This window comes from Cupriavidus basilensis, from assembly GCF_008801925.2.
GTDB classification, from domain to species: domain Bacteria; phylum Pseudomonadota; class Gammaproteobacteria; order Burkholderiales; family Burkholderiaceae; genus Cupriavidus; species Cupriavidus basilensis.
Window position 1 is genome coordinate 723,113 of sequence record NZ_CP062804.1, and the last position, 22,333, is coordinate 745,445.

At 65.3% G+C, this 22,333-nt stretch carries 21 protein-coding genes; 12 read left to right on the top strand and 9 right to left on the bottom strand.

The window, feature by feature from the left end:
- Positions 1 to 49 precede the first annotated feature (49 nt).
- The 3 genes from F7R26_RS24165 (at position 50) to F7R26_RS24175 (ending at position 4,158) form a co-directional block, all read left to right on the top strand.
- The gene (locus F7R26_RS24165; protein WP_150985037.1) at positions 50 to 949 is read left to right on the top strand and encodes a LysR family transcriptional regulator; all 900 of its coding nucleotides are present in this window, start codon (positions 50 to 52) and stop codon (positions 947 to 949) included.
- Positions 950 to 1,098: 149 nt separating this feature from the next.
- Positions 1,099 to 3,075, top strand: coding sequence for an aconitase family protein (locus tag F7R26_RS24170; protein WP_150985038.1), 1,977 nt, complete (start codon positions 1,099 to 1,101; stop codon positions 3,073 to 3,075).
- Between the two features lie 90 nt (positions 3,076 to 3,165).
- Complete coding sequence (locus F7R26_RS24175) at positions 3,166 to 4,158, top strand: Bug family tripartite tricarboxylate transporter substrate binding protein (protein WP_150985039.1); 993 nt, start codon at positions 3,166 to 3,168, stop codon at positions 4,156 to 4,158.
- 580 nt (positions 4,159 to 4,738) lie between these two features.
- On the opposite strand, the gene F7R26_RS24180 is transcribed toward F7R26_RS24175, so the two are convergent.
- Genes F7R26_RS24180 through F7R26_RS24195 form a run of 4 tightly spaced genes read right to left on the bottom strand, consistent with a single transcriptional unit; the run spans position 4,739 to position 7,819 of the window.
- The gene (locus tag F7R26_RS24180; RefSeq protein ID WP_150985040.1) at positions 4,739 to 5,050 is read right to left on the bottom strand and encodes a non-heme iron oxygenase ferredoxin subunit; all 312 of its coding nucleotides are present in this window, start codon (positions 5,048 to 5,050) and stop codon (positions 4,739 to 4,741) included.
- 8 nt (positions 5,051 to 5,058) lie between these two features.
- The gene (locus F7R26_RS24185; protein ID WP_150985041.1) at positions 5,059 to 5,532 is read right to left on the bottom strand and encodes an aromatic-ring-hydroxylating dioxygenase subunit beta; all 474 of its coding nucleotides are present in this window, start codon (positions 5,530 to 5,532) and stop codon (positions 5,059 to 5,061) included.
- Positions 5,533 to 5,535: 3 nt separating this feature from the next.
- Complete coding sequence (locus F7R26_RS24190) at positions 5,536 to 6,792, bottom strand: aromatic ring-hydroxylating dioxygenase subunit alpha (protein WP_150985042.1); 1,257 nt, start codon at positions 6,790 to 6,792, stop codon at positions 5,536 to 5,538.
- A gap of 40 nt (positions 6,793 to 6,832) precedes the next feature.
- Positions 6,833 to 7,819 carry a 2Fe-2S iron-sulfur cluster-binding protein gene (locus tag F7R26_RS24195; protein WP_150985043.1) on the bottom strand — a complete coding sequence of 329 codons (987 nt, stop codon included), beginning with the start codon at positions 7,817 to 7,819 and terminating at the stop codon, positions 6,833 to 6,835.
- Between the two features lie 128 nt (positions 7,820 to 7,947).
- Between F7R26_RS24195 and F7R26_RS24200 the strand changes: the two genes are divergently transcribed.
- From F7R26_RS24200 to F7R26_RS24210, 3 genes are all read left to right on the top strand, one after another.
- On the top strand, positions 7,948 to 8,850 hold the full coding sequence (locus F7R26_RS24200; RefSeq protein WP_150985044.1) for a LysR family transcriptional regulator: 903 nt from the start codon (positions 7,948 to 7,950) through the stop codon (positions 8,848 to 8,850).
- Positions 8,851 to 8,938: 88 nt separating this feature from the next.
- Positions 8,939 to 9,193 carry a type II toxin-antitoxin system RelE family toxin gene (locus F7R26_RS24205; RefSeq protein ID WP_150985045.1) on the top strand — a complete coding sequence of 85 codons (255 nt, stop codon included), beginning with the start codon at positions 8,939 to 8,941 and terminating at the stop codon, positions 9,191 to 9,193.
- The gene (locus F7R26_RS24210; protein ID WP_150985046.1) at positions 9,177 to 9,503 is read left to right on the top strand and encodes a helix-turn-helix domain-containing protein; all 327 of its coding nucleotides are present in this window, start codon (positions 9,177 to 9,179) and stop codon (positions 9,501 to 9,503) included. The genes F7R26_RS24205 and F7R26_RS24210 overlap by 17 nt, the downstream gene beginning before the upstream one ends.
- Before the next feature lie 41 nt (positions 9,504 to 9,544).
- Here the strand turns inward: F7R26_RS24210 and F7R26_RS24215 are convergent, their stop codons facing one another.
- Positions 9,545 to 10,438, bottom strand: coding sequence for a LysR family transcriptional regulator (locus F7R26_RS24215; RefSeq protein ID WP_150985047.1), 894 nt, complete (start codon positions 10,436 to 10,438; stop codon positions 9,545 to 9,547).
- 117 nt (positions 10,439 to 10,555) lie between these two features.
- Between F7R26_RS24215 and F7R26_RS24220 the strand changes: the two genes are divergently transcribed.
- Genes F7R26_RS24220 through F7R26_RS24235 form a run of 4 tightly spaced genes read left to right on the top strand, consistent with a single transcriptional unit; the run spans position 10,556 to position 15,265 of the window.
- Positions 10,556 to 12,691 (top strand): FUSC family protein, encoded by a 2,136-nt coding sequence (locus F7R26_RS24220; RefSeq protein ID WP_150985048.1) that lies wholly within the window; start codon positions 10,556 to 10,558, stop codon positions 12,689 to 12,691.
- Entirely contained in the window at positions 12,685 to 12,897 is a 213-nt protein-coding gene (locus F7R26_RS24225) for a DUF1656 domain-containing protein (protein WP_150985049.1), read from the top strand. Before F7R26_RS24220 ends, F7R26_RS24225 begins: the two co-directional genes overlap by 7 nt.
- Positions 12,894 to 13,811 carry an efflux RND transporter periplasmic adaptor subunit gene (locus F7R26_RS24230; protein WP_150985050.1) on the top strand — a complete coding sequence of 306 codons (918 nt, stop codon included), beginning with the start codon at positions 12,894 to 12,896 and terminating at the stop codon, positions 13,809 to 13,811. Before F7R26_RS24225 ends, F7R26_RS24230 begins: the two co-directional genes overlap by 4 nt.
- The gene (locus F7R26_RS24235) at positions 13,808 to 15,265 is read left to right on the top strand and encodes an efflux transporter outer membrane subunit (RefSeq protein WP_150985051.1); all 1,458 of its coding nucleotides are present in this window, start codon (positions 13,808 to 13,810) and stop codon (positions 15,263 to 15,265) included. Before F7R26_RS24230 ends, F7R26_RS24235 begins: the two co-directional genes overlap by 4 nt.
- A 12-nt stretch (positions 15,266 to 15,277) precedes the next feature.
- Here the strand turns inward: F7R26_RS24235 and F7R26_RS24240 are convergent, their stop codons facing one another.
- The gene (locus F7R26_RS24240; protein WP_150985052.1) at positions 15,278 to 15,943 is read right to left on the bottom strand and encodes a response regulator; all 666 of its coding nucleotides are present in this window, start codon (positions 15,941 to 15,943) and stop codon (positions 15,278 to 15,280) included.
- Entirely contained in the window at positions 15,924 to 17,594 is a 1,671-nt protein-coding gene (locus F7R26_RS24245; protein WP_150985053.1) for an MASE1 domain-containing protein, read from the bottom strand. The genes F7R26_RS24240 and F7R26_RS24245 overlap by 20 nt, the downstream gene beginning before the upstream one ends.
- Positions 17,595 to 18,030: 436 nt before the next feature.
- Between F7R26_RS24245 and F7R26_RS24250 the strand changes: the two genes are divergently transcribed.
- Positions 18,031 to 18,396, top strand: a complete 366-nt coding sequence (locus F7R26_RS24250) for a hypothetical protein (protein WP_338404731.1) — start codon at positions 18,031 to 18,033, stop codon at positions 18,394 to 18,396.
- Between the two features lie 503 nt (positions 18,397 to 18,899).
- On the opposite strand, the gene F7R26_RS24255 is transcribed toward F7R26_RS24250, so the two are convergent.
- Complete coding sequence (locus F7R26_RS24255; RefSeq protein ID WP_150985054.1) at positions 18,900 to 19,826, bottom strand: LysR family transcriptional regulator; 927 nt, start codon at positions 19,824 to 19,826, stop codon at positions 18,900 to 18,902.
- Between the two features lie 157 nt (positions 19,827 to 19,983).
- Between F7R26_RS24255 and F7R26_RS24260 the strand changes: the two genes are divergently transcribed.
- Positions 19,984 to 20,901 (top strand): pyridoxal-phosphate dependent enzyme, encoded by a 918-nt coding sequence (locus tag F7R26_RS24260; RefSeq protein WP_150985094.1) that lies wholly within the window; start codon positions 19,984 to 19,986, stop codon positions 20,899 to 20,901.
- Positions 20,902 to 20,929: 28 nt separating this feature from the next.
- Here the strand turns inward: F7R26_RS24260 and F7R26_RS24265 are convergent, their stop codons facing one another.
- Complete coding sequence (locus tag F7R26_RS24265; RefSeq protein ID WP_150985055.1) at positions 20,930 to 22,240, bottom strand: MFS family transporter; 1,311 nt, start codon at positions 22,238 to 22,240, stop codon at positions 20,930 to 20,932.
- Positions 22,241 to 22,333: the final 93 nt, after the last annotated feature.

Consider the following 22,333-nt stretch of genomic DNA (forward strand, 5'->3'; position numbering starts at 1 on the left):
TCGTCGTCCGCCGTCGCCTGCGATGCAGGATCGTTGTAGCATCGCTGCCATGGACAACCTGCTCAGAAAACTCGACCTGACCTCGCTGCGGCTGTTCGTTGCCGTTTGCCAGGAACAGAACATTGCCCGCGCCGCCGAGCGCGAGTTCATTGCGCCGTCGGCGGTCAGCCGCCGCATTGCGGAGATCGAGACGCTGATTGGCCTGCCCGTGATCGAGCGGCATCCGCGCGGCATCACGGTGACGGCGGTGGGCGAGACGGTGCTGCGGCATGCGCTTGCCATCATTGGCAATATTGAGGCGCTCAGCGCGGAACTGTCGCGTTTTACCTCCGGCGCGCGCGGCAACGTGCGCCTGGTGTGCAACCTTGGCGCCATCGTGCAGTTCCTGCCGGAGGACCTGGCTGCCTTTGGGCGCGTGTATCCCGATATCGGCATCGAGCTGGAGGAGCAGCACAGCCCCGAGGTGCTGCGCATGGTGGGCGAGCGCAGCGCGGACTTCGGCATCTGCAATGCGATCCAGGGCGTGGAGCAATTTGTCTCGCTGCCTTACCGGGAGGACCAGCTTTGCGTGCTGGTGCCGCGCGGGCATACGCTGGCGTCGGCGCAGCAGGTGAGCTTTGCGGACTTGCTGGGCGAGACCTTTGTTGCGCTGCGCGATGAGAGTGCGCTGAGCCGCCTGCTGGCGGAGCAGGCGGCGCGCTTGAACGAGACGCTCAAGATCAAGATCCGGGTGGCGAGCCTGGACGCCTTGTGCCGCATGGTGCACGTCGGTCTGGGGATTGCTGTCGTGCCGCGGCAGGTGGGCGAGCTTTACCTGAACACCCTGGACGTGGTGGCGCGGCCGCTATCGGACCCCTGGGCGACGCGGCAACTGGTGGTGGTGTTTCACTCCCGGGAGCATCTCTCGGCGAGTGCCTTGGCCTTGGTCGGCTTTCTTTGCCGGGAATAGGAGCAAGGCAGGAATAAGGTAGGCAAAGCGAAGCGAGCGTGGGCAAATAGCCAGCCGTCGCAAACCGAGATGCCTGCCATGCCGACTGTGCACTTTGCCCCGGCGGCGCCAAACCATATAGTGGGATCATCATAACGAGAGTCCCCGCAATGGAAGCCACCATCCGCTTCGACGGCCGCGTGCTGTACCTGTCGCAAGATCCAGCCTGCGTGCGCGCCCAGCTCGACGGCAAGCCGATGACCCGGGCCGAGGCCGGCCCGCTGCGCGACAACATCTCCACCGACGAGATCACCCCCGTCACGATCATGCTTACCTATGATGAGCGCCTGGGGCAATTCCCTTACGTGGGGTTCCAGGCGGGGGGCGAGCTGCCGATCGGCCGCGATGCCATCCGCAACGGCGGCTTTGCCGTCACGGTGGCGGGCAAGCGCTACGGCAAGGGTTCCTCGCGCGAGTCCAGCCCGCTGGCGGAGCTGTCGGCCGGCATCCGCCTGATCGTGGCGGAGAGCTTCGAGCGCATCTACCAGCAGAACTGCGACAACATCGGCATCCTGACCACCACGGATTTCACCGTGCTCGACCGCGTGCTGGCGGGCGAGGCGATTCCCATCGAGGCGTTCCTCACCGGGCGCGATGCGCTGACCCAGCAGGTGATCCGTGCCGGCGGCCTGCTTGCCTATAGCCGCGCGGCAAGCTGGCCGGCGGCGGGCGCGGGCACGGAGGCAACGCAGGCAGCTGAGGCAACCGGCAACGCCGCACCGCGCACCTTGGTGGAAAAAATCATCGCCCGCCATCTGCTGCCTGGCACGCCGAGCGCCGAGCGCGGCCAGGGTGTGTTCGTGGCGGCGGACTGGCGCTTCTCGCACGATTACTTCACCGGCATGTGCGCGCACCTGATGCACCGCGCGTTCGGCAAGCCGGCAACGTTGCACGAGCCGGATCACATCATCGCGTTCCAGGATCACCTGGTGCTGGCGGCCCAGAGCTTCCCGCATGTGCGCGACGGCTTGTTGCCAGGGGTGGCCAACCTGATGCAGGGGCATAGCCGTTTTGCGCACGACTACCCGGTGCGCTCGCATCACGCGCTTGCGGGCGAAACACCGGGCTCGGAAGGCATTTGCCATGCGCTGATGGCCGAGCAATACGCGCTGCCGGGGCAGGTGGTGGTGGGCACCGATTCGCACACGCCGCATTCCGGTGCGCTCGGCTGCCTGGCGTTCGGCGCGGGCGCCACCGATGTCGCCAATAGCTGGGTCACGGGCTACGTGCGCTGCAAGGTGCCTGAAACCCTGCGCGTGGAGGTGGACGGCGAGCTGGCTCCGGGCGTGACGGCCAAGGACATCGTGCTCTACCTGCTGCAGATGGACGCCATCCGCTCGGGCGGCGCCATCGGCGTGGTGTTCGAGTACGCCGGCAGCACGGTGCGCGCCTTGTCCATTGACGAGCGCGCCACGCTGACCAATATGGTGGCGGAGCTGGGCGGCTTTACCGGCATCGTCGAGCCAGACGACAAGACCGTGGCCTTCCTGAAGGCGCGGCGCGGCGTCGATTTTGCGATCGAGGACTGGATGCGCAGCGACGCCGGCGCAGCCTACCGCGATGTGATCCGCATCGACGCCGGCGCCATCGCGCCCATGGTGGCGCGCCCCGGAGACCCCGGCAATGGCATTGCGGCGCACACGCTGGACGCGCCGGTGCCGGTGGACATTGCCTACGGTGGGTCATGCACCGCAGGCAAGCGGGAGGATTTCGACTACTACCACGAAGTGCTGCGCTGGGGCCTGGCGCATGGCCTCAAGGTGTCGCCCCGCACCCAGCTGTTCCTGCAGTTCGGCACGCTCGGCGTGAAGGCCTACTGCGAAGCGCGCGGCTATATGGACACCTTCGCTGCCGCCGGCGCCACGCTGGTCATGCCGGGCTGCGGCTCGTGCGCCAACTGCGGGCCGGGCGCTTCCACCACCAGCGAGCAGGTCACCATCAGCGCCATCAACCGCAATTTCCCCGGCCGCTCGGGGCCGGGCCAGGTCTGGCTGGCCAGTCCTTACACGGTGGCCGCGAGCGCGCTGGCGGGGCAGATCAGCACATTCGGGCAATTGCAGGCAAGCCGCGCCGCACCCGCACCCTAGCGGCGCACCCCGGCGTCCGCGCGCAAGCGGGGACGCGGCGGCATCCATAGCCGGACAACAGATCCCGGCCGCCATCCACAGGAGACAACGATGTTCCCCAATACCTCGCGCGTGCTGCGCGCGGCGGGGCGGCTGCTTGCCGTCGCCGCCATCGCATTCCCGGTCATCGGTGCACACGCCGCAGACAAGTATCCCGCCAAGACCGTGCGCCTGATCGTGCCGAACTCGCCGGGTTCCACCGCCGACGTGGTGGCGCGCGTGGTGGCCGAGGGCCTGGGCCAGGACCTCGGGCAGCCGTTCTACGTGGAGAACCTTCCCGGTGCGGCGGGCATCCCCGGCACGCGGCAACTAGTAGCCGCCGCGGCGGACGGCTACACGCTTGCGGTGGTGTCGTCCAACCATGCCATCAACCCGGGCCTGTACCGCAATATTCCCTATGACAGCGTGAAGGACATCACTGCCGTAGGGCTGATCGGCACCACCCCGCTGGTGCTGGTGGTGGGTGCGGGCTCGCCGTACAAGACCGTGCAGGAACTGCTCGCGGCGGCGCGGGCGCATCCGGGCAGCCTGAGCTACGGCTCGTCAGGCAAAGGCAGCGTGCTGCATCTGGCGGGCGAGCTGCTTAAATCGAAGGCCGGCATCGATATGCTGCACGTGCCCTACAAGGGCGTGAACACGCTGATGACCGATGTGCTCGGCGGACAGATCAACGCGGCCTTCCTGGCCACGCCATCCGCCCTGCCGCAGATCAAGGCCGGCAAGCTGCGGGCGCTGGCGGTCAGCACGCCGGCGCGGCTCGACAGCCTGCCGGCGGTGCCGACCCTGGCGGAATCGGGCGTCAAGGACTATGCCTACGATGCCTGGATCGCACTGGTCGGTCCCGCCGGGTTGCCCAAGGACGTCGCCGCGCGGCTGCAGCAGGCGCTGGTCAAGGCGCTGGCCGCACCCAAGGCGCGGGAGCTGTTCGCCGCGCAGGGCTTTGTTGTGAAGAACGGCAATGGCGAAGAGACGGCCCGCCTCATCCGCGACGAACTGGGCCGGAGCCAGGCGCTGATCAAGAGCGCGTCGATCGTGGTGGAGTGAGGCGTACCCGTCACGAAGTTGCAAGCGATGCCATTCGTCGCGGGCGCGGTGGCGCCGCTTTGACAATCCAGAAACCTTGACCACCGCGCCCGCCCCACCACGAAACCATTGGCGGGCGCAGTGTCGTGGTGCTTCGCGCCGGTAACGGCAGATTGGCGAATGGGCATGGATTCCGCTACCGGGGGCCGCACTACGTATCCCGGAAATTGGCAGCGTCGTGGCCGGTCAAACCGGTACCGGCAGATGCGTGCAGAACCGCTGGCCCTACGACGAAACCAGCACCCTGCGCACCCGCGATTGCTCTGCTCCCGGCAGGGTCGGCTTTCTTCTCGTTAGTCTTCTTTGCCGACGCAAAGAAGAGTGACCGGCAGCCCCCGCAGGGGGATGTCGTATGGCTTTTGGGTGCAAAAACCAACGCCGATGAAGTAAACATCGACACCCCCAGCAGGGCAATGTCGTATGGCACTTGGGTGCAAAAACCAACGCCGACGAAGTAAACAGCGACACCCCCAGCAGGGCAATGTCGTATGGCCCCTTGGGCGCAAAATGCCAACACCACTCAAAAAAACAGCAACACCCTCTAAACCTCCACAAACACCTCCCCATTCTCAACCCTCACCCCAAACACCTCAATATCACTAGTCAGCGGCTCACACATCGCCCGCCCGGTGCGCACGTCGAACTTGCCCTGATGCAGCGGGCATTCGATTTCGTGCCCATCGAGAAAGCCATCGCACAGGCGCGCGTTGCCGTGGCTGCAAGCGTTGTCCGTGGCGTAGACTTCGCCGTCCACGCTATACAGGGCGATCTCCCTGCCCCCCGCATTGACTGCCACGACGTCATCCTTGGGAATTGCGACCAGCTGTATCACTTGAATCCACTGCTTCGACATAGCACACCTCAAATCGGATAAATGATGGAATTGGCGATCATCTCGCTATCGAACACACATAGCCGGGACTCGAACTTCAAGCCCTCCCCGGTGCGCCGGATCACATCGATATAGCGGCCCACGTTGTACACGGTGGATTGCCCATCCGGCTTGGTGCGAAAGACGGCGTAGCTGGCCTCGGCGTCGATCCGCTCCGCATCGGTCTTCAGGATGCGCGGGATGCCGACCACATGCCGCTGGTAGTACGGATCGTGGAAGATGGTCTCGGTTGCGCCATAGATGCGGTCCTTGAGCATGCCTCGGCTCTCGAAGGAGAGCGTGGCAAGCGGGAAGCCGGCTTCGTGGTTCTCGCGCGGCTGGAGCTTGTAGACGCAAGCTTCAGTGAAGAAGGCGGGCCATTTGTCCCATTCGTTGTTGTCAAGCGCCGCAGCGTAATCCGCATACAGCGCCAGCACCTGGGTGTAGGTTTCGAAGTCGAGCATGTCTCAGGCCTCCATCACGCGGCGCCAGTAGTTGTACATCCCGCGGATCAGCGTCTCCGTCACCATGTGGTCCGTGTCGCCGATCTCGCGCCCGCCGAGTTCCGCCACCGTCCGGTGGAACGGCTTTTGCTCGAAGCCTTGCTGGGAGAACTCGATCACCTCACCGTCGTCGGCCGAGACAAAGCCGGCCGGGCCGAACAGGTTGGCCTGGCGCAGGCGGCGCCGGGTCATGTCGGCGTCGTCGCTCTCGAAGCCGAAGTGTGTCCACACGAAATTGAACGCGCCGTGGCCGGTGGGCTGGATATGCCGCGTCGACACCGAGTTGACCTGCTGCTGGATGATGACGCTGGGGAACAGCGTCATCATCACCGCCGTGGGCTCTCCCCACCAGGGTTCCTGCACCACATCGAGGAAGCGGTCGTCATGCAGGCTCATCTGCTCCTTGAAGCTGGACACGCCGCTGGTGACATCGCCCTTGCCGCCCTGGCCGCGCGTGGAGATCATTGCCGCGTGGCGGAAATGCTCGTCCATCTTGAGCGCCGACTTGTTGTCGGCGCGCCAGAGCCCGAAGGTCACGAACCATGTGTGCAGCAACCCCGGGTGATACGGGTCCTTGATGTTCTCCTGCATCAGCTTCCAGTTGCCGGGAATCTGCTGGCGGCTATAGCCGAGGATGGTCAGCTTGCGCCCGTCGAAGACACGGTCGAAGTAGGCCAGGATGGTCGGGCCGAGATAGTCCTCCAGCGCCGGCACCTCATGGTCGAACGAGGCGAAGATCACGCCGTTGCGGCGCGCCACCTTGAGCTTGGTCAGGCCGTGCGCCTTCGGGTCGAAGTCGGCGGGCATGCCGCCATTGACCTTGCCGTCGAGCTTGACGCCGCGCCGGAACGGCACGCCGACCAGGTTGCCCTTGAGGTCGTAGTTCCACTGGTGATAGGGGCAGGTGAAGTCCTTGCGGTTGCCGGAGCGCTCGCGGCAGAACTGCACGCCGCGATGCGCGCAGACGTTCTCCACCACGTAGATCTCGCCATCCGCCGCGCGGCTGGCAATGACCGAGCGCTCGCCGATGGCGGTGCGCTTGAAGTCGCCGGCGTTCGGGATTTCCGCTTCCAGCCCGATATAGCACCAGTGGCCGGCGTAGAAGAAGCGCTCCAGCTCCTGCCGGTAGACGTCATCATCGGTATAGGCCCAGAAGGGGATCCGGCTGGAGCCTTCGTCCTTCCATTCTCTTTTCTTGAATACAACAGCTTGCTCGCGCATGGTTTGTCTCCGCGATGTTTGTGATGTGGGGCTCAGCGGGTCAGACGCCGCTGGCGTGGAAGGCGTCGGCATGGATGTGGTCGGGGTCCATGCCTCTTTGGCGCAGCAGGATGGAGGCGGCGTCGACCATGACCGGGGCGCCCGCCAGGTAGGCGCGCCAGCCCTGCATGTGCGCCCAGTCGTCGGCCACCGCCTTGGTCACCACGCCGCCCCGGTAGCCGTTGCCGTCGCCGGCCGATGCCACCACCACGTGCACATGCATTGCCGCATGGCGCGCCTGCAGCTCGCGCAGCCATTCCAGGCCATAGAGGTCGGCATGCGTGCGAACACCAAAATAGACGTGCACCTCGTTGCGCATGCCGCTGTCGAGCATGCCGCGCAGGATCGACAGGATCGGGGCCAGCCCGGTGCCGCCCGCGATGCAGATCACGGGCCCGTCGAACTTGCGCCGCAAGTACGCGGTGCCCAGCGGGCCGGAAACACGGATGGCGTCGCCAACCTTGAGTTCCGACGCCACATAGGACGTCACGCGCCCGTCGGGCACCAGCCGGATATGGAATTCGAGCGCGTCGGCGCCGTGCGCCACCGCCATCGAGTAAGGCCGGATATGGCGCGGCGTGAACTGCAGCGTGGCGTACTGTCCCGGCGAGAAGTCGAGCGGCTTGGGAATCGCCACGCGGACCCGCTTGATGTCATGGGTCAGGTCGTCCAGGGCAGTCACGGTGCCTTTGAGGATCCTGGCGGGATGCACCACGACCTCGTCGAGTTCCGGGATCTCGATCGCGCAGCTCTCCACCAGCGTGGTCTGGCATGCCAGCACCGACTGGCCGGCGGCCATGGGCGCGCGCGAATCCTCGGGGCCGCTCGCCTGGGTGCGGCCAGCCAGGACCTTGCAGCGGCAGGTGCCGCAGCGCCCCGCCATGCAGCTATACGAGATGGGCACCTGGTTGGCCCGCAGCACGTCCAGCAGGTTGTCGCCGGCTTGCGCGTGCAGCGTCCTGTCCAGTGGGTGGATGGATACTTCCATGGGGGCGTCTCCAACTAGTTCTTCTTGGCATCCGTTTGCCGATGGGCGTATGTTGGCGCCGCGGGTAGAATTAATAAATAGAAGGAAGGTGATACGTCATATCACTGTGAGTGATAAAGGGGGCTGGGATGGAGTTGCGGGAGATCGACCTGAACCTGCTGGTCGTGTTCAATGAACTACTGCGCCTGAGGCGGGTGTCCGCCGTGGCCGAAACGCTGGGCACTTCGCAGCCGGCCATCAGCAACGCGCTCAATCGCCTGCGCAAGCTGCTGGGCGACGAACTGTTCCTGCGGACCTCCAAGGGCATGGTGCCCACGCCCTTCGCGGAGAACCTGGCGGAGCCGATCGGCTACGCGCTCGGCGCCATCCACAACACGCTCAACGCGCAGTCCGTGTTCGAGCCGGCCACCAGCACGCGCGGCTTCACCATCGCCATGACGGATATCGGCGAGATCTATTTCCTGCCCGAGTTGATGAAGCGGCTGTCCGAGGTGGCGCCCGGCGTGACCATCAGCACGGTGCGCAACCATACGGTGAACTTGCGCGAGGAAATGGAAAGCAGCCGCGTGGACCTGGCGATCGGCTTCATGCCCGACCTCAAGGCGGGCTTCTTCCAGCGGCGGCTGTTCCGCCAGCGCTACGTCTGCCTGTTCCGCCAGGGCCATCCGCTGGCCCGCGAGGGCATGACCCTCAAGTCGTTCGGCAGTGCCGAGCACGTGGCCATCGTCGCGGCAGGCACCGGGCACAGCATGGTGGACGAAGTGATCCAGCGCGCCGGCGTGCCGCGCCAGGTCCGCCTGCACGTCCCGCATTTCGTGGCGGTGGGCCATATCCTGCAGACGACCGACCTGATCGCGGTGGTGCCGCAGGCCTACGCCGAGCGCACGTTAACGCCCTTCGGGCTGGAGACGGCGCCGTGCCCGGTGAAGATCCCCGATATCGTGATCAACGTGCTCTGGCACGCCAGGAACAATCGGGAACCGGCTAACCAATGGTTGCGGCAAGTGGTGTTTGAGGAGTTTTCGAGGTAGCGGTGCTTAAGGCGCATATGATCGCGCTCTTTCGATGAGGGCTTGAGTTTGTTTCTGGAAACTTATAATTGACTTATAATTTGTGCCCATGAACGCGATCAACTGGACCCTGAAAGCAGCCAGGCAGCTCCGTAAGCTGGACCGCCAGCATCAACGGACCGTGGTGGATGCCGTTGGCGATCTGGCCGCAATGCCGGATTGTCAGAACGTGAAGGCCCTGACGAAGCACGACTACGGCTACAGGCTTCGGGTTGGCAACTACCGGGTTCTGTTCGATTGGGACGGCGGCATCAAGATCGTCGAAATTCAGGAAGTGAGGAAACGCGATGAACGCACCTACTAACGTCCAAGTGATCCATGGGCCGGATGGGAATCCCGCCTTTGTGGTGATCCCCTACGCAGAGTATGTGGCCAGCCAAGCGAGCGAGCGCAATCTTGTGCCGCATGATGTGGTTACGCGCACCGTCGGCGGTGCGAGCCCCGCCCGGGCCTGGCGGGAACACCTGGGCTTGACTCAGGCCGAGGTTGCCGAGCGTCTTGGCATTTCGCAATCGGCATACGCGCAGCAGGAGCGCAGTGACAAACTGCGCAAGGCGTCGCGCGGAAAGATCGCTGCCGCCCTTGGCATTGCTGCCGACCAGCTGGATTTCTGACACTGCGCATTCGCACTGGGGGCGTAGGCGCCGGTCCGTGCCTACGCCCCCAGCACTTCCTCGCAAACCGAAAACCACGCCCGCGCCGCATGCGATAGATAGCGGCCCGGCGACCAGATATGGGCGAGCGCCCAGTCCATGGCCGGCTCCGTCAGCCGTGCCACGGCGAGCTTGTCGCGGATATCGAGCTTGTCCAGCAGCGGTTGCGGCAGGAAGGTGGTGCCCAGCCCGGCCGCGGCCATCGAGGCGAGGAAGTCCCAGTGCCCGCTTTGGGCCACGATGCGGGGCTCAAGCCGGGCGTCGAGAAAGGCCTGCCGCAGCTTGCGGGTCAGGGAGAAGTCTTCGGTCAGCAGCAGCAGGGGCTCGTCGCGCAGCGCGGCCAGCGTCACGGTCTTGCCCTTGGCCCAGCTGGCCTTGCGGGGGCCCGCGACCCAGATCGGGTATTTGGCGAATTCGCGCGTGGCCAGTTCCAGGCCGCTGTCCCGGGGCAGTACGGTGGCGCCGACTTCGAGTTCGCCACTCGCCACTTGCTGCTCCACCATATGGCCGCCATGTTCTGCCAGGCTGAGCTCCAGGTTGGGATAGCGCTGGCGGAAGGCGCTGACGGCCGGCGAGAAGAACAGGTTGGCCATGGGCGGGATTCCCACCGTCAGCTGGCCGCGGCCCAGCGAGGAGAGGTCGGCCACTTCCAGCGTAAGCCGGTGCACCACGCCAAGCGCTTCCTGCCCGCGCTCGTAGACCACCCGCCCCACGTCAGTCAGCCGCACCTGCTTGCCTTCGCGGATCAGCAGTGGCTGGCCGATCTCGTCTTCCAGTTGCCGCACCATCTTGCTGATGGTGGATTGCGTGACGAACAGGGACGTCGCCGCCTGGGTGAAGCTCTTCAGCCGAACGGTTTCAACGAAGTAGCGCAACGCGCGGATGTCGATGGGCATCAGGCACTTCCTTTTCATGAAAAAAGCGAATGTGATTTGCAATTTTAAATCATGTGAGGAATGTTCGCCAGTTGGCTACACTTCGGGCCTACGCTCTTTCCAATGGATATTCGCGTCATGGCTAGCTGGCCCAGCGCACGACAGTGGCTCTTTTCACTGAAGGCGTTTGCCGCCTCGATGCTAGCGCTCTATATCGCGCTTGCGCTGGGTTTGCCCCGCCCGTACTGGGCCATGGCAACCGTCTATTTTGTTTCTCACCCGCTGACCGGCGCGACCCGCTCCAAGGCCGCTTATCGCGTGGCGGGCACGGTGCTGGGCGCGACGGCCGCGGTGGTCACGGTGCCCTTGCTGGTCAATGCGCCGGTGTTGCTGATGGCCGCGATCGCCCTGTGGACGGGGGGCTTGCTCTATTTCTCGCTGCTGCAGCGCACGCCGCGCAGCTATGTCTTCCTGCTGGCCGCCTATACGTTGCCGATCGTGGCGCTGCCGGCGGTCAGCGAGCCGGCGCAAGTCTTCGACATTGCCGTGGCGCGCATCGAGGAGATCGTCATCGGCATCCTGTGCGCCGGCATGGTGGGCTCCATTGTCTTCCCGGCCAAGGTGGCGCCCGCGCTGCGTGCCCGTTCCGCCACCTGGATGGCCGACGCGGCACTGTGGGCCACCGACATGTTGTCCGCCGATCCTGATGCCAATGCCACGCGCCACGGCAGCCGCCACCGGCTGGCCGCCGACATCCTCGCGCTGGACCAGCTCATCACCCAGCTCTCCTACGACACGGAAAGCGCGCACACGCTGCGCCACGCGCGCGCCTTGCGCGAGCGGATGACGATGCTGCTGCCCGTGCTGTCCTCGCTGGCCGGCGTGCTGCAGGCACTGCGGCGCCACGCCGAGGGCATACCCGATAGCCTGGCGCGCCATATGGCCGCCATGTCTGCCTGGATTCGCGCGGGCTTCGACGGCCCCGCGCCCGCGCTGGAGCCGGAAGCGCTCCCGTGGGCGGACTATGCGCGCGCGCCGGGCTGGCATGGCGGGCTGGTTGCCACCGCCAACGATCAGCTGCGCACGCTGGCCGCGCTGTGCGAAGACTGCCACGCCCTGCAGCACGGCATTGGCGACCAGGCGCCCGGCGCCGCCGCGCCATCCGTGCGCGCGCCTGGGCGCGGCGCCGAGCGCGCCGACCGGGCGCATCACCACGATCACGCCATGTTGCTGTTCTATGCCTGCTCCACCAGCCTGGCAGTGTTTTGCGCGGGCATGCTGTGGATCGCCTCGGGATGGGAGGACGGCGCGGGATCGGTCGCGGTGGCGTCCATCGCCTGCTGCTTCTTTGCCACCATCGAGGAGCCCCGGCCGGTCGCGCATTCGTTCTTGCGCTGGAGCGGATTCTGCTTCGCCGTATCGTCCTTCTACCTGTTCCTGGTGGTGCCGAACGCGCACAACTTCGAAACCCTGGTGGGCATGCTGGCGTTGCCCTACATGGGCATCGGCATGCTGATATCGCGGCCCGGCTTCAACCTGATCGCCATGCTGCTGTCGGTCAATACGGCGTCGTTCGCCAATGTGCAGAGCGTCTACGACACGAATTTCCTGACCACCTTCAACGGCAGCCTGGCCAGCATCGGCGGCATGCTGTTCGCGCCTTTGTGGGCCATGGCGACGCGGCCGTTCGGCGCGCGCGTGGCGGCGCACCGGCTGATCCGCGCGAGCTGGAAGGACCTGGCGCAAGCCGCCACGCGACGCGAGCCGGGCGAGCACGCCCGGCTCGGCGGGCGCATGCTGGACCGGCTCAGCCAGCTGGTGCCAAGGCTTGCGGCCAGCGACGACAAGATGGCTTCGGATGGCTTTGCCGAGCTGCAGGTCGGGTTTGGCGCGCTGGCGCTGCAGCGCAGCCTGCCTGGGCAGCGCCCGGCCGCGCGCCGCGCCGTGGCCAGGGTGCTCAACGCGGTTGCCTTGCATTTCCGTGCGCGCCTGAAGGCCGGCCACGCGATGGCGCCGCCGGATGCGCTATCCGAGCGGATCGACAAGGCGCTGCGCGAGGTGGCCATGCAAGGCGGCGCATCGCAAAGTCCCGGCGAGCATGCGTGCAGCGCACTGGGCGCGCTGATTGCGTTGCGGGTCACGCTGTATCCGACGCAGACGCAGACGCAGACGCAGACGCAGACGCAGACGCAGACCCTGCCGCAAGCCGCGGCGCCGCAGGAGCAGCCGTCGCGGGCCGTGCCCCGCCCGTTACGCGCGGAGCCCCGATGCTAAGCGCGGAAATCGATCTCTACGGCGTCTTCGTGCCCGGCTTGCTGGCGTTGATGCTCCTCACCTTCGTCATCACCGCCTGCATGCGCGCGGCCCTTGCGCGCGCAGGCTTTTACCGGCTGGTCTGGCACCGGTCGCTTTTCAATCTAGCCCTTTACGTCATCGTGCTGGGTGGCGTGGCCGCCATGGCCCGCTGGCTGCAATCATGAAATTCAAGTTCCGTTTGCTGGTCCCCGTGATGTTGACCCTGCTGGCCACCGTGGCCGCGCTCTTTGTCGGCAAGCATCTGTGGGATTACTACACCGTGGCGCCGTGGACGCGCGACGGCCACGTGCGGGCCGACGTGGTGCAGGTCGCGCCGGATGTCTCGGGGCTGGTGACGCAGGTACTCGTCAAGGACAACCAGCGCGTGCGGCGCGGGCAGGTGCTGTTCGTGATCGACCAGGACCGCTACCAGCTGGCGCTGCAGCAGGCCATGGCGAGTGCTGCCGCGCAGCGCGCCACGCTGGCGCAGGCGCGCCGGGAGGCCGCCCGCAGCCACGCCTTGTCCGAGGTGGTTGCTACCGAGGTGGTGGAAGAAGGGCAGGCGCGCGTGCAGCAGGGCGAGGCGGCGCTGGCGCAGGCGGAGGCGGCGGTCGCGCTGGCCAGGCTCAACCTCGCCCGCACCCGGGTGGCCAGCCCCGTGGATGGCTTTCTCAACGACCGCCTGCCGCGCCTGGGCGACTATGTGGCTCTGGGCCGGCCGGTGCTGTCGATGGTCGACCTGAACTCGTTCTACGTCGAAGGCTATTTCGAAGAAACCAAGCTGGGGGGTATCCGCATTGGCAACCCGGTCTCCGTGCACATCATGGGCGAGCGCACGATCCTGCATGGCCACGTGCAGAGCATCGCCGCCGGCATCGAGGACCGCGACCGCAGCAATGGCAGCAACCTGTTGCCCAATGTGAACCCCACGTTCAACTGGGTGCGGCTGGCGCAGCGTGTGCCGGTGCGCATCGCGCTGGACGACGTGCCGGCGGATGTGCGGCTGGTGTCGGGCCGCACGGCGACGGTCTCCGTGGCGCAGCCGCGCAATACCATCGCCGTGCTGCGCGACGAGGCCACGGAGGAGCGCGCGCAATGAGCAAGCTCTGCGTTGCCCTGCTGCCAGCCTTGGTCCCGTTGCTGTTTGCCTGCACCACCGTGGGCCCTGACTATCACGTGCCGGAGCAGGCGGCCGTGCGCGCGCCCGAGGCCAACGGCCCCTTGCTCGGCACGGACAGCCCCGCCGTCTCGGTGACGCCGGTCCCGGACGACTGGTGGCGCCTGTACGACGACCCCAAGCTCAACGCACTGGTGCAGCAGGCGCTCAGCGCCAATACCAGCCTGCGCGTGGCCGCCGCCAACCTGCGCCGGGCCGTGGCGACCTATCACGAGGTGGAAGCGGAGAACCTGCCGCAGGCGGCCTTCTCCGCCAAGGCCGAACGCGCGCAGATCGCGGGCGAGAGCTTCCTGCTCAAGGAGAAGGTGCCGGTCTTCAACCTGGGCGACGTCGGCTTCTCGGTGTCGTACCTGGTGGACTTCTTCGGCAAGCTGGCCCGCGCCGACGAGGCCGCGCTGGCCAGCGCGCAGGCCAGCCAAGCCGCGCTGGACATGGCGCGCGTGAGCGTGGTCGCGCAAACCGTGCGGTCCTATGTGCAGGGTTGCGCAGCCACGCATGAGCTGGCGGTGGCGCAGGAGCAGCTCGCGCTGCAGACGCGCGGCGTGGAGATCGCCGCCAAGATGGTGGCCGCCGGCCGTGGCCAGCCTTCCGACATGCTGCGCGCCCGCGCGCAGGCCGAGACCTTGCGCGCGGCATTGCCGCGCTTCAAGGCGGAGAAGGAGGGCGCGGCCTACCGGCTCGCCGTCATGCTGGGCCAGCCGCCGGCAGCGCTGCCGCAAGCCGTATCCGAATGTCATGAGGAGCCGACGCTGCGCCAGGCAATGCCTGTCGGCGACGGTGCCGCACTGCTCAAGCGCCGCCCCGATATCCGTCAGGCGGAGCGCGAGCTGGCTGCGGCCACGGCGAAGATCGGCGTGGCCACCGCGGATCTCTATCCCTCGGTCCGCATCGGGGCATCGGCCGGCCTGAGCGGCATCCTGAGCGATCTCGGCACCGGCCCGACCGCGCATTGGGGCATGGGCCCGCTGATCACCTGGAACCTGCCCACCAATGGCGTGCGCCCGCGCATCCACGGCATGGAAGCCGGGGCGGACGCTGCACTCGCCCGCTTCGACGGCGTGGTGCTCAAGGCGCTGGAGGAGACCCAGAGTGCGCTCAGCGCCTACACGCGCGAGCTGGAGCGCAACCAGTCCTTGCACGTGGCGCGCGACGACGCCAAAGAAGTCGCCCACCAGCACCGGCTGCTGTACCAGTCCGGCCGCGTACCGTATTTGTCCAGCCTGGACGCCGACCGCACGCTGGCCGGGGCCGAGGCGGCACTGGCGGCGTCGGACAGCCAGGTGGCCCTCAACCAGATCAACCTGTTCCTGGCGCTGGGCGGTGGCTGGCAGAACAGCCCGAAGGTGGCAGAGCACAGGATGAGCGAGGCACACTGAGTGGCTGCGGCCCTATTGGCTCTCGATCCACTGAATGGCGAAGCGCATCAGCTCCTTGCCGCTAGGAATATCCAGCTTTTCCCTAATGTTGGCCTGATGTGCCTCGATGGTCTTGACGCTCCGACTCAGTTTCTCGGCGATCTCGCGGGTGCTGAAGCCGAGCCCGATCAGGTGCAGGACCTCGAACTCCCGTTCCGAAAGGCTCGCGATTGAGCCCGCGGGAATTTTCTGGGGAGCCGTCAACGTCCGCGCCAACCTTTCATGCATTGCGGCGCTCAGGTAAATATTGCCCGCCAGCACCTCGCGCACGGCGTTCATCACATGCTCTGTGGCCTCGAGTTTCATCAGGTACCCGTTTGCGCCCGCCCGCAGCGCGCGTTCGGCAAACAGGGTTTCGTCATGCATGCTGAGGATGAGGATTGCCAGCTTTGGATAGTGTTGCCGGAGCGTTTTGACAAGATCCAGGCCGGAGTTCGAGTGCAGGCTGAGGTCCACAATGGCCATGTCAGGCTCACAGGCCATCGCCGCCAGAGCGTCTTCGGCACTGCCGGCCGCATAGCAGACGTGCAGATCCTCATGCAGATTCAGCAGGTGGGTTAACCCATCGCGGATGATGGGGTGGTCATCCACGATCAGGATCTGAGTCGCGCGGCCCAGGCTAGACGGATTCCCTTCCATGTCCTGGACACTCCGGTATCGGATAGCTGATGGCAACCGTGGTGCCGCCCAAAGCATTGCGGGTGACCATGCAAGAGCCGCCCAGGAGGCTCGCCCGGTGGCGCAGGTTGTGAAGTCCCAGTCCCGAGGCACGCTCCATTCGTTCCTGATCGACGCCCATCCCGTCGTCACTGATGGAGAGCCTCTGCATGCCGCCTTCGTGCTCCAGGTCGATCCAGATGTGGCGGCCCTGGCTATATTTCAGCGCGTTATTGACGGCTTCCTGTGCCGCTCGGTAAAGGTTGATCTGCATCGGCGGATCCAGTAAGTCCACATTTGACTTGATGCGGAGCGTGCAATCTATACCGTTCAGCGAGCGAGTCGTTTTTGCCAACCCTTCCAAGGCGACCGTAAGGCCATCAGATTCCATGGCGACCGGGTCCAGGCCATGGGCAATCTTGCGAGTCATCAAGGATGCCTGCTTCACCAGTTCGACGATGGTAGCCGCCTTCGCGGCGGCTGGATGGCTTTGCATCTGTAGCTCTTGATTCAAGGTGGCGCAGTACAAACCCAAACTGGTGAGGTGCTGCCCGAGGCCGTCATGCAGCTCTCGGCCGATGAGTCTCTGCTGCTGATCGCCGACTCGGATCAGTTCCGTTTCCAGCAGACGACGTCGCGCCATCTCCTGCTTCAACTCATTGTTGGCCAGCTCTAAGTCCTGGGTTCGCTCTTGCACGCGCCGCTCCAGCTCGACATGGGATGCCAGCAGGAGGCTATGAATGCGCTTGGCCTGAGTATGCGCCGCCACCAGCAGCAGTCCGGTTACTGCCACGACATTCGCGAAGGCGCACCATCTCACGAGGCTATCCACCGGGGATTGCGCGGCAAAGGGACCGGTGCCGTTCGCGGTGCCCCAGATGGCCACGATCGAGACCAGCAAGGTCGAGAGGCTGGTGCCCAAGTGATCGAAGCGCAGAGCCGCCCAGATAGTGAAAGGAAAGATCGCCAACGCCGCCGGATAGTAGCTGTGCCCAGCAAGCTCGGTGGCGCCGAATATGACGTAACTCACCCAGAAGACCGCAATGGTCAGTCCGCACGCTTCCACGGCCTGCCTTGCGCAGCGGACAGGGCTGGGATACGAGAGCAAGCTGAGCAGCGGCGGGGCCACCACGAGCACCCCCATCATGTCACCCAGCCACCATTTCAGAACGGCTGTGCCGTACTCGGTGACTGACACCAGGCCCCCTGCAAAGAGGGCGGTCGCACCGATCAGCGCACTCACTGCCGTGCTGACTGTCGCGGCCAGGATGACGAAAGCTAACACGTCCTTGATGCGGTCCAGGGTGATCTGGAATTGGGCAGCCCGCTTTAATAACAATGCCGCCGTCAAGGTTGCCGCCGTCGCGCCGAGGCCGATCACCGCGGCCACTGGCAGGGGCACGCCCACCGACATGTTGGCCAACATGGAGCCAATGGCAATGCCGGGGGCAGCGGCGAAGCCCAAAACGAGCAGCGCAACAAGGGCGATGCCGCTGGCCGGCCATACCAGAGACACCGCACCGCCCACTACCGCATAAGCAAGTCCCAGCTTTGCACCTGCGTAGTACGCCAACGCGACAAATCCGGTGCGAACGAAAAGGCTAAGCCTCGAGTTGCGCGGAATGATGACCATGGTTCGCTTCACATTCTGGGGACAGCCCCCGCGACGTCCAGCCGTTTTCTCGCTAGCCGCAAGGACAATACGCTCGCGAAATCAGGGTCCGCAGCACCTGTGGAAAATCACGAGTTTGCCCCGAATGGGTGCTAGACGAAGTGCCGCGACGATCCGTTGAATTCACCCTATGAATCTACGTCAGAACTCCCCTGTGCGGTAAGCGTAGCCGATGGATTCGATGAGATACAGCCCGGGTTGGACGCCAGGCGCCGTATGCGCGCGAGCATTGTCGTGTCAGGTTGCTCAGGACAGATGGCACATGCAGTTGCGCATGAGCAAACGGATCGCTCTGCTCGCCATGCGGCAATACACGCGGCTGCGTGACATCGTTGACCTTGGCTGCCGTGCCCAATAGGGCAATCCCCTAGCCCCTTTTCGGAAGAAGACCTTATTCATGCGCTTGACTTCAGCGCATACATTGGAGTCGTACAAAGCGGCGGCACCGGAACGAGAGGAATACGTTGCGGTGTTTTTGCAACCACCTGAAAAGGAGGTGAAAGAAATGGTAAAAACAGTATTACTGCTCGCTGCGGCGGGTGCGGCGCTTGGCGCCGGCGTAGCGTATGCCGGCATCGGCGCGCGGGATGTCTACACCGACGGCGCCAGCGTGTTGGGGCCGCGAGACCCATATTCAGATGGGGGGATGAGCACAAAGTTTGATGTCTATTCAGATGGGGCGAGAGTCACGGATAGACGAGACGTATTCACCGATGGCGCGAGAAACACCAGCCGCGATGGGCTGGTTGAGGGCAGCATGTAGGGAACGGCAGAAGCGTCTGCAAAAGAACATGTCGTCAGCGCTCAGCGCTCAGCGCTCAGCGTTTACCGGCACAAATCAAGCATCTCCCCCGAATAACAGCCTCGGGGGATTCTCTTTTACTGCCTTCCCAGCAGACCAGCAGACCAGCAGACCAGCAGACCAGCAGACCAGCAGACCGCTGCCACTTGCAGGGGGCGGCAGCGTTTGCGGCGTGCCTATTTCGTCAGTGACTGCACCCTGCTGTTGCAGGACTGAAACAGATTGTGCGGTGAACCAATCCATTTGCGCCAGGAAGCCCTGACAAGAATGCGTCTAAGAGGTGGTGAGGTGGTTCACTTCAAGTGACTCTTGTTAGCCTTTGCGGCTCCGGAATGCGTTGCTGTCGACGGCTGCACGCGTGGCAGAAGGCCGGCGTATGGTCGCCGAGGGAGCCTATATGGCGAGGGTGTGTCCGCTCTCGTCTCGATGGTTCATCAAAGTCTCCTGATGAAGCGGCCCTATCCCTATGCCTTGCCACGTGCGCGCTTAGCCTTGGTGCCGGTGACATGCCGGACCGATTCGATAAAGCGCTGCACGCGTGGCGAGCGGTGCGCCGCCGAATACACGAACTCGATATCGACCCCATCGGTCAGGTCGGCCAGCGCGATGAAGGCGATGGTGGGCGGCGCGTGCAGCTGTGAGCTGGCGGGCACCAGCGCGCAGCCCATGCCGGCGGCGACCAGCCCCAGGATGGTTGGCGTGTCGGTGCCGATCTGGACGATATGCGGCGTGAACCCGGCCTTGGCGCACGCCGCAATCAGCAGGCTGTGCTGCGCGCTCGACTTCTCGCGGTTGAACCACACAAAGCGTTCGCCGGCGATGTCGGCCAGCCGCCGCGCGCGCTTTGCCGGCGCGACATGCTGCGCCGGCACGGCCAGCACAAAGCGCTCCCGGTACAGGGCAATGCCGCTCAGGCTGGCATCGTCTGGCGTGCGCCAGGCCATGATGCCGCCGTCCAGCTCTGCGCCGCGGATAGCCTGTGCCTGTTGCAATGACAACAGCGGCTCGATGCAGAGCAGGATCTCCGGGTTGTGCTCCCGGAAGTGCGCAAGGATCGCCAGCGTCACCGGCGAGGCCAGGTAGCTGGGCATGATGCCGAGCGAAAACGAGCCGGTCTGGCCCTGTGCAATACGATAGGCCCGGTCGCGTGCCTGTTCCAGCTGCAGCAGCGACTGCTTCGCGTCGTGCAGCAGGCTGGTGCCGGCATCGGTGAGTTGCACGCCCTTGGCATGCCGCTCGAACAATGGTGCGCCGATCGTCGCCTCCAGGTCCTGGATCTGCCGCGACAAGGCCGGCTGCGTGATGTTCAGCGCCCGGGATGCCGCAATGATGCTGCCTTCTTCCGCGACGGAGATGAAGTAGCGCAAGTGCCGCGTTTCGATGTTTCGCATGCTCTGCGGTTGCCTCTGAATGTTGCTATGCCTTGCAAGTATAGCTTTGAGGCTCGATAGGCATTTGACTGCATAGGTGGCGGGCTTCTACCATTCAAGGTTCTTCATGCCAGAACCAAGAAGCGCCGCCATGCCCCATGCTGACAACGCCCTGCCCGTGAGCCTGCACATCGTCACCCCGCTGCTGCGATCCACGTCCTACTCGGCACGGCTGGGGCGATCGGTGTGGTTCAAGATGGAGGCGCTGCAGCCCCCCGGCTCGTTCAAGGCGCGCGGCATCGGCCATGCGTGCCAGACCTACAAGGCGTGGGGCGCAAAACGCTTCGTGTGTTCCTCGGGCGGTAATGCCGGCATTGCCGTCGCCTACAGCGGGCGGCTGCTTGGCGTGCCGGTGACCGTCGTCGTGCCCGAGACCACCTCGGCCGCGGCGCGCGAGCGTATCGCGGCCGAAGGCGCCGAACTGGTGGTGCACGGACGCGCATGGAGCGAGGCCAACGATCATGCGCTCTCGCTGATGCGCCCGGAGTATGCGTTTATCCACCCCTTTGACGATCCCCTGCTGTGGGAAGGCCACGCGACGATGATCGACGAGGTGGCCGCCGCAGGCGTCAAGCCGGGCGCGGTGGTGCTATCGGTTGGCGGTGGCGGCTTGCTGTGCGGCGTGCTGGCCGGGCTGGCGCGCAATGGCTGGCACGATGTGCCCGTCATCGCGGCCGAGACCGTTGGTGCGGATGCCTACGCCGCCTCGCTGGCGGCCGGCGCGCCGGTCGAGCTGCCCGCCATCACCAGCATCGCGACCTCGCTGGGTGCGAAGAGCCCTTGCGCCAAAGCGCTCGAGTGGGCAAAGCTGCATCCGATCGCCAGCGAGGTGGTCACGGACAAGGAAGCGGTGGGCGCGTGCCTGCGCTTTTTGGCCGAGCACCGGATCGTGGTGGAGCCGGCATGCGGCGCGGCGCTGGCCGCACTGGAGCGCAAGCCCGCCGCGGCGGCTGCGGCGAGCGACGTGCTGGTCATCGTGTGCGGCGGCGCCGGTGCCACGGCCGAACAGCTGCAGGCCTGGGATTGCGCCGCCTGACTGAAGCCCGTGGTCCGGCCCAGGCGCCTCAATACTCGTGGCGCAGGTGCCTGGCCTGGCGCGGCAGGCGCAGGCTGACCCCGAACGCCAGCGCCATCATCGCCGTCACATACCAGTAGAACGCCGACTGATGGCCGGCGGACTTAAGCGCCAGCGCCACGTACTCGGCCGAGCCGCCAAAGATCGCATTGGAGATCGCGTACGCAAGCCCCACGCCCAATGCGCGTACTTCCGGGGGAAACATCTCCGCCTTCACGATGCCGCTGATCGAGGTATAGAGACTCACGATTGCCAGTGCGATAGAGATCAGCACGAAGGCGGCGAGCGGGCTGGAGACGATCTGCAGGGCGTTCAGGAGCGGCACCGTGGCGGCTGTCCCCAGCGCGCCAAAGGCAAGCATATTGCTGCGCCTGCCAATGCGGTCAGACAATGCGCCAAACAGCGGCTGCATGCACATATAGACAAAGAGGCAGCCGGTCATCACCGTGCTTGCCGTCTTGATCGACATGCCGGCGGAGTTCACCAGGTACTTCTGCATATACGTGGTGAACGTGTAGAAGATCAGCGAGCCGCCGGCGGTATAGCCCAGTACGGTAAGGAATGCGGCCTTGTGATGCCGGAGCAGCGCGGTGAGGCTGCCTGCCTCCTTGTTGCCGCGCGTGGCCGCGGATGACGTTTCGCGCAGCGTGCGGCGCAATGCCAGTGCCACCACGGCGGTGAGCGCGCCGATCACAAACGGAACGCGCCAGCCCCAGCTCCGCAACTGCGCCTCATCCAGCAGTTGCTGAAGCACCACCACTACCAGCACCGCCAGCAACTGGCCACCGATCAGCGTGACGTACTGGAACGACGAGAAGAACCCGCGCCGCCCCTTGAGCGCAATCTCGCTCATGTACGTGGCCGTGGTGCCATATTCCCCGCCGACCGACAAGCCTTGCAGCAGTCGCGCCAGCAACAGCAGTGCGGGCGCCCAGTTGCCGATGGCGCCATAGGTAGGCAGGCAGGCGATCAGCAGCGAGCCGAAGCACATCATCAGCACCGAGATCAGCATCGAGGTCTTGCGCCCGTGGCGGTCCGCTATCCACCCGAACAGCCAGCCGCCGATCGGCCGCATCAGGAAGCCCGCGGCGAAGACGCCGGCGGTGTTCAGCAGTTGCGCCGTGGGGTCGGCCTTGGGGAAGAACGAGGGTGCGAAGTAGATGGCGCAGAACGCGTAGACGTAGAAGTCGAACCACTCGACCAGGTTGCCGGAGGATGCGGCAACGATGGCGTAGATGCGCTTGCGGACGTCTTCGGGGGAGGGAGGCTGGAGCGGTGCTGGGCGAGGAGAGTCTGTCATTCAGGGGGCGGCCGGGAACGTTCTGTTTTTTGTCATGGCAGTCTGGGGCCCGGGCAAGGGCGTGCAGAGTGTACCCATGCCCTACGCGCGGAA